This window comes from Sphingomonas sp. Leaf38 (genome assembly GCF_001421825.1).
Lineage (GTDB): Bacteria > Pseudomonadota > Alphaproteobacteria > Sphingomonadales > Sphingomonadaceae > Sphingomonas.
The window spans coordinates 668,671-675,766 of the sequence record NZ_LMLD01000009.1; the positions used below are offsets into that span (position 1 = coordinate 668,671).

A 7,096-nucleotide genomic window follows, 5' to 3' on the forward strand; every position below is an offset into this window, starting at 1 on the left:
TCAGCTGATCGAGCGGGCTGGCGGCACATCCTTTGATCAGGCCGCCTCGCAAGATGAGGCAATCGATGCCGCGAGATTGCGGCCTCCCTCCATCATCATGTCCGACGTCAATCTCTCAGCCGGTACCGGTCCTGCCGCGGTGGAAGCCATCATCTTGGAGCATGGGCCGACGCCCGTGATCTTCGTTACCGGCACGCGCGAAGCATGCCATGTAAGTCGGCCATCGATGATCGTTCTCGACAAACCGATCAACGAACAGGCTCTTATCGCGGCGTTCCAAAGTCTGGCGCCCGCCTGAGCCAGCGATCGCCGACGGTCAGTGAAGCAGTCGCCCCATCGGCCTTACCTGTAAGACCTGGTACCTCATCAAGTTGTCTTAGCTCACTGAACCCGCCACGTTCCTTACGATATCCAACAATCATCATGGGAATGTAGATGACCCTTCGTTCGATAGCCGCGCTCGGAGTTGCCGTATTCTTGGGGGCGACGGTGCTGGCAAAGCCAGTGCCGATCGCGCCTGCGGCGGTGCCGTTCAGCATCGGCTCGATGCGTACTGTGGCCTTGCGGGACATGATCAACCGCGTTCCGAACGACGGCAGCGTGTTCGGCAAGAAGGAAGGCCCGGCAGCTGTCGCGGATATATTGCGGAAAGCAGGCGCGCCAACCGACGCGCTATCGCTCGGTGTCGATGCGCTGCTTGTCCGCATGCCGGGCCGTATGGTCCTTATCGACACTGGCCTGGGCCCCAAGGTTGGTGGCGTCCTGATGCAGAGCCTGGCGCTCGCCAAAGTATCGCCGGCGGACATTACTGACGTCCTCATCACGCATTCGCACGGCGATCATGTCGGCGGCCTGTCGAGCGCGGACGGCAAACTGGCGTTTCCCAACGCGACGATCCGTATGACGCGCGCCGAATGGGCGTTCATGCAGAGCCAGCCCGACAATGCCGCGCTAGTCGCGACGATCACGCCGAAGGTCATGCCGTTTGATCCTGGCGCGGCCGTGATCCCGGGTATCCGCGCGGTCCCGCTGGCGGGGCACACGCCCGGCCATAGCGGCTACGAAATCACGTCAGACAGCCAGAAGCTACTCGACATGGGCGACACTGCTCATAGCGCTATCGTGTCTCTCGCCAGGCCCGAATGGATCATCGGCTACGACACCGACGGCGAGCAGGGGCGCCAGCGGCGGACGGCCGAGCTGGCCAAGTTGGCAGCGAGCGGCGAACAAGTGTTCAGCCCGCATTTTCCGTTCCCAGGGCTCGGCCAGATCGTCAAGGCCGGCACTGCTTATCGCTGGCAACCGGTGAAACGCTGACACCGACGGGATGCCGTCGTCACGTGCGGCCGCCCGGCACGTTATTCCTCCTGAGCCGTTTGCTGCTGATATCCACCAGCAGGAACCGCTATGACCGACGATCCGCGTACCAGCCAGCCGACAAGTTTTCCTGATGAGCCGCGGCAGCCAAGACCCGGTTTGACGGCGAGGATGCGAACCAAACCCGATCACGGCGAGGAGAGCTACGTCGGCAAGGGCCTGCTGAAGGGCAAGGTGGCGCTGATAACCGGAGGGGACTCCGGTATCGGCCGGGCAGTGGCGATTGCTTATGCCCGTGAGGGAGCCGACGTTGCGATCTCCTACCTTGCCGACGAGCAAGCCGACGCCGAAGAGACACTGACGTGGGTAGAAAAGGCGGGGCAACGTTGTGTTTTGCTTCCGGGCGATCTTCGCGACCGGGATCACTGCATAACCCTGGTTGAGCGTACGATCGCGGAACTCGGTGGCATCGATGTGCTCGTCAACAACGCTGCCGCTCAGACAATGAACGAGGGCCTTGATAGCATCGACGACGACGAGATGCAGGCCGCGTTCGCCGCTAACGTCTTTGCCATGATCCGTTTGGCCAAGGCAGCAGCGCCGCACATGAAGCCGGGTTCGGCGATCATCAACACGACCAGCGAACAGGCAAAGGTCGCTGGCAAGAACATGATTGTCTACGCAGCAACCAAGGGCGCTATCTCTAGCCTGACGGTGGGCCTGTCCAACCTTCTATCCGGCGAAGGCATTCGCGTGAACGCGGTGGCGCCAGGCCCGATCTGGACGCCAATCCAGCCGATCGCCAAGTCACCGGAGGAACTGGAAACGCTCGGCCAGAACACGCCGCTCGGCCGCGCTGGACAGCCAGGCGAACTCGCTTCCGCCTATGTGATGCTCGCGTCGGCGGAGGGGAGTTACATGTCCGGTAATGTCGTGGCCGTGACCGGCGGGGTTCCAATTTCCTGATTCTGATGGCTAAACCTCAGCCGGCTGCACGTCCGCAGTCAGCGGAGGTGGCCATAGGATCCATGGTGCACCAAGGCTTTCAGGACGCCACGATTGGGCCAGCGTCAGCCGCTATTACCAGAGCATAGGGGTCGGTGATCCCGCTTGCCCCAGCTAGCAGGCCCAGAAGCGGTTCTAAGCACGCTTGTTGTAGCAGACGGCTTCCGAGCGCAAACCATCTTACTTGGCGAGCTTGGTAATCGTTGATGCAAAGCACTTTTGCAGTCGAAGCTGCTGACCGAGAACGAATTTCCACGGCACCGGATGTCGATTTGCATCGTTCACTCCGAAATTTGGGAGATTTGGAACATGGCAACGATCGATCTCGGCAAGGGCATGCCCGCAGCGGACCTGCACGACGACAAACCGGTCGCGGGATCATTCGGCAGCGAGGACGTTATTCTGGTCCGGCATCGCGGCAAGGTCTGCGCGTTCGCTGGCAAATGCACCCATCAGGGCGCACCGCTGGAAACCGGCCTCGTGATCGACGGGACAGTGCGCTGCCCGTGGCACCACGCGCGCTTTTCGCTCAGTGACGGCGAGGCTGTCGCCGCCCCTGCGTTCGCGCCGCTCGACACGTTCACCGTGGTCGAGAAGGACGGCGTCGTCACCATTACCGGCAAGGAGGAGCAGACGCGGGCCACCCCGTCGACCCGGTCGATCGGCAAGGTCGTCATCGTCGGCGGCGGTGCGGCGGGGCACGCCTGCGCCGACATGCTCGCACGCTCGGGTCTCGGCGGCGACGTCACGATCCTGTCCGACGACGCCGATGCGCCCTATGACCGGACCGCGGTTTCAAAGGACTATCTCGCAGGCGATGCCGAGCGCGACGATACCGCACTCCCCGAACCCGGCCTGGGTCGCGGTCCTGCGCCGAACGTCCGGACCGGCGTTGCTGTCGCGTCGATCGACGTAGAAGGTCACGCTGTCGTCACCGCCGACCAAGACCGCGTCCCCTACGACGTTCTCATCCTCGCCACCGGCGCGACGCCGGTCACGCCGGACACCGTGAAGGCCGCGGATAACGTGTTCGTGCTGCGCACGCTTGCCGACGCTGACGCAGTCAAAGCCGCGGCAAAGGACGCGAAGCGCGCGATCGTGCTGGGCGCGAGCTTCATCGGGCTCGAGGCCGCCGCATCGCTTACCCAAGCCGGGCTTTCGGTGACGGTGATCGCCAGGGACAGCGTACCGCTCGCCAAGGTCGCAGGGCCGGAAGTCGGTAAGTTCGTGCAGGCGCTCCACGAGGAGAAGGGCGTGACCTTCCACCTCGACTGCGAACTCGCGCAGTACGACGGCCACACCGCGATGCTCGACGATGGCACGGCTATCGAAGGCGACTTGCTCGTGGTCGGCGTCGGTGTCGAACCACGGATCGACCTCGCCAAGGCGGCAGGGCTGAAGATCGCAGAAAAGGACGCTGGCGGCGGCGTCTCGGTCGATGCGCAGTTACGGACCTCGGCCGACGGTATCTACGCGATCGGCGATATCGCGAGCTATGCCGACCCAAGGCTCGGCCACCCGATCCGCGTCGAGCACTGGGTCCATGCGCAACGGCAGGGCCAATGGCTGGCGCGCTCGCTGCTCGGCGCAGTCACCGGCGGCTATGGCGACACACCGTTCTTCTGGACCGGGCAGTATGACACCAGCCTCCATTATGTTGGTCACGTAGCCAAACCCGACGACGGCCGGATCGAAGGCGATGTGGCCGCTGGCGACTTCGCAGTCTTCCTGAAGGAGGACGGCAAGGAGCAGGCCGTGATGACCTGCGGCAACCACGACGAGATCGCGCTCAAAAAGGAGGCCGCATGGGACGCGGCGTGATGCGCCCGACGCTGTTCTTCCTGCATGCGCTGGGCGGCAGCGCCCGGTCGTGGGACGCGGTGATCGCGCAACTCGGCGCGTTCGACTGCCGACCGCTCGACCTGAACGGCTTCGGCGATGCGTCCGACGCGACCGGGTTCACGGTGGAGGAGATGGCCGACACCATCGCCGATCAGATCCGCGCGGAAAACGCGGACCGATGGATGCTCGTCGGCCACAGCATGGGCGGCAAGATCGCGACGATTCTCGCGCAGCGATCAGAAGCGGGACGCCTCTCCGGGCTGGCCGGCGTAGTGCTTATGGCCGCGTCGCCCCCCTCGCCCGAGCCGATCGACGACGAACGCCGCACGACGATGATCGACTGGGTGAAGCAGGGCCCAGTCGGTATCGAAGACGCCCGCGACTTCGTCGACCAGAACATCGCCGCCCCGCTGCCGCCTGCTGTCTATGACGCCGCCGTCGCCGACGTTCAGCGCGCCAATCCCCAGGCATGGCGAGCATGGCTCGAACAGGGCTATCGCGAGGACTGGTCGGATCAGGTCGGCACGCTCAACACCCCTGCCGTGATCATCGCCGGCGCCGAAGACGGCGATCTGGGCGAGGCGAACCAGCGCAAGCTCAACGTGCCGCATTATACCCACGCCCGGTTCCAGAGCATCGCCGGCGCCGCGCATCTTCTCCCGTTCGAACAGCCGGACAGCGTCGCCCACCTGATCCGCGATCACGCGCACGCCGTCGGTGCAGCGAGCATCCCCGCCGACTATGAACGCCTGATCGCCTCCGACCGCGTGAGCGCGCGCACCCGCGCGACGCTGGCCGAACGCGCGATCGCAGACGACCCCGACTATCAACCCAAGATCGTGTCGGCGAAGCAACTCGAAACCCTGCGCGCGCTCGTCGACCGCGTGATCCCGCAGCACGGGATCGACCTCGCCGCGCGGATCGACACGCAACTCGCGGGCGGCGAAGGCGATGGCTGGCGGTTCGCCGCGCTTCCCGTCGACGCCGACGCCTATCGCGCAGGGCTCGACACGCTCGACACACTTGCGAACGGGGCTTTCGCCAAACTCGCTGGTGAAGACCGCGACGCCCGGCTCCACACGATCGAAGCCGCCGACTGGTCCGCCAAGACCCCGCTTACCCCCGAGCAAATGACCTTGTGGTTCGAGGACGTTCGCGCCGACGCCGTGCGGTTGTGGCTCGCGCATCCGGCAACGATGGCGTGGGTCGGCTATGACGGCTTTGCCATTGGTGGCGATGGCGTCCGCAAGCAGGGCTATGCGCTGACCGCCGCCGACGAACGCGAAGGCTGGGAGCCCGCACGATGAACCTTGACCAGATGCGCGCCTATGCCGAGACCGATGTCGTCGATGTCGTGGTGATCGGCACCGGTGCCGGCGGCGCACCGTTGCTGGCCCGCCTCGCCAAGGCCGGGCTGAAGGTGGTCGCGCTCGAAGCCGGCCCCAACGGCGAACCCCAACGGCACACGCCGGATGAACTCGCGGCGAGCGACATCTACTGGATCGACGAGCGGCTGAGCGACGGCGCAATGCCGCAGGCGTTCGGCGGCAACAACAGCGGCACCGGCGTTGGCGGGTCGACGCTGCACTGGGGCGCGTTCTGCCCTCGTCCCGATCCGCGCGATCTGCGCCTAAAGACGCTGACCGGCCAAGGAGAAGACTGGCCGATCGAGCACGCCGAGCTGATCCGCTACATCGAACAGGTCGAGGCGTTCATTGGCGTTTCGGGCCCCGCCGATTACCCGTGGGACGCGGCCCGCCGCTATCAACTGCCCGCGGTCAAGCGCAATGCGCCCGCCGATGCGATGGCGGCGGGGTGCGCCGCGGTAGGCATCACCGCGACCGACGCCCCCGCTGCGCTGGTCTCGCGCGACTGGCGGCAGGAAGGCGGCGGGTTGCGTCAGGCCTGCGTCAATTGCGGCGCTTGCCATCAGGGGTGCCGCAACGGCGCGAAGGCGTCGATGGATACCACCTATCTCCCGCTCGCGGTCGCCGCCGGCGCCGAGATCCGCCCCGGCTGCCGGATGACCGGGGTCGAGCGCGACGCCGCCGGCCGGATCGTCGCGGTAGTCTACCGCAACGGCCGGCAGGAGCACCGTCAGCGGTGCGCCGCGGTCGTGCTCAGCGCAGGCGGCGTCGAGACGCCGCGCCTGCTGCTCCACATGGGGATCGGGAATGCGAGCGGTCAGGTCGGCCGCAACTTCATGGCGCATGTCGCGACGCAGGTCTGGGGTCGATTCGATGCCGAGATGCGCTGCAATCGCGGCTATCCCTCGTCGCTGATCAGTGAGGACATGCTGCGCCCAGACGGTGCCGATTTCGCGGGCGGCTACCTTATGCAGAGCCTCGGCGTTCAGCCCGTCACGCTGGCGACGTCGTTCGCGCGCGGCGGCGGGCGCTGGGGCCAGGAGCTGGTCGACGTGATGGACAAATACCTCCATTTGGCCGGCATCGGTATCAACGGCGAATGCCTGCCAAGCGACGACAACCGACTGGTGCTTGCTGACGAAACCGACGCGTTCGGCATCCCCAAGGCGCGTGTGACGTTCGGCTATGGCGCCAACGAGCAGGCGATCGACAAACACGCGATCGCGACGATGACCGCGATCTGGCAGGCGGCGGGCGCCCACGACATCGTCACCCTGCCGCGCGCCGCGCATACCATCGGCACCTGCCGGATGGGCGAGAGCGGCGATACCGCGGTCGTCAATCCGTGGGGCCGCAGCTTCGCGATCGACAATCTGTGGATCTGTGACAATTCGGTCTTCCCGAGCTCACTCGCCGCCAACCCCGCGCTGACGATCATGGCGCTGAGCCTGCGTACCGCGGATCGGATACTCGGGAGCGGTTGAGGATGGCGAGTACGGCAGGACCCAGAACCGGACGTTCACGCCCCTTCCCTCGCTTCCCAACTTCGGACGCTGGTTCATCTT

General features: G+C 65.5%; 6 protein-coding genes. All 6 read left to right on the forward strand.

Annotated features, from left to right (window positions below):
* The coding region (locus tag ASE88_RS19100) for a response regulator (RefSeq protein ID WP_082466240.1) at positions 1-298 on the forward strand (298 nt) is incomplete at its 5' end.
* A 137-nt stretch (positions 299-435) separates the two neighbouring features.
* Positions 436-1,317 carry an MBL fold metallo-hydrolase gene (locus ASE88_RS05240; RefSeq protein ID WP_056476126.1) on the forward strand — a complete coding sequence of 294 codons (882 nt, stop codon included), beginning with the start codon at positions 436-438 and terminating at the stop codon, positions 1,315-1,317.
* Between the two features lie 90 nt (positions 1,318-1,407).
* Positions 1,408-2,283, forward strand: coding sequence for an SDR family oxidoreductase (locus tag ASE88_RS05245; RefSeq protein ID WP_056476130.1), 876 nt, complete (start codon positions 1,408-1,410; stop codon positions 2,281-2,283).
* A gap of 348 nt (positions 2,284-2,631) precedes the next feature.
* A complete protein-coding gene (locus tag ASE88_RS05250) occupies positions 2,632-4,143 on the forward strand; it encodes an FAD-dependent oxidoreductase (protein WP_056476133.1) in 1,512 nt (503 codons plus the stop codon).
* The gene (locus ASE88_RS05255) at positions 4,128-5,471 is read left to right on the forward strand and encodes an alpha/beta hydrolase (RefSeq protein ID WP_200910153.1); all 1,344 of its coding nucleotides are present in this window, start codon (positions 4,128-4,130) and stop codon (positions 5,469-5,471) included. The genes ASE88_RS05250 and ASE88_RS05255 overlap by 16 nt, the downstream gene beginning before the upstream one ends.
* Entirely contained in the window at positions 5,468-7,015 is a 1,548-nt protein-coding gene (locus ASE88_RS05260; protein WP_235527830.1) for a GMC family oxidoreductase, read from the forward strand. The genes ASE88_RS05255 and ASE88_RS05260 overlap by 4 nt, the downstream gene beginning before the upstream one ends.
* Positions 7,016-7,096 lie beyond the last annotated feature (81 nt).

What these genes read in the sequence shown, in the direction of transcription:
- ASE88_RS05240 (WP_056476126.1), top strand. Translation starts at nt 436, where the DNA reads ATGACCCTTCGTTCGATAGCCGCGCTCGGAGTTGCCGTATTCTTGGGG.
- ASE88_RS05245 (WP_056476130.1), top strand. Translation starts at nt 1,408, where the DNA reads ATGACCGACGATCCGCGTACCAGCCAGCCGACAAGTTTTCCTGATGAG.
- ASE88_RS05250 (WP_056476133.1), top strand. Translation starts at nt 2,632, where the DNA reads ATGGCAACGATCGATCTCGGCAAGGGCATGCCCGCAGCGGACCTGCAC.
- ASE88_RS05255 (WP_200910153.1), top strand. Translation starts at nt 4,128, where the DNA reads ATGGGACGCGGCGTGATGCGCCCGACGCTGTTCTTCCTGCATGCGCTG.
- ASE88_RS05260 (WP_235527830.1), top strand. Translation starts at nt 5,468, where the DNA reads ATGAACCTTGACCAGATGCGCGCCTATGCCGAGACCGATGTCGTCGAT.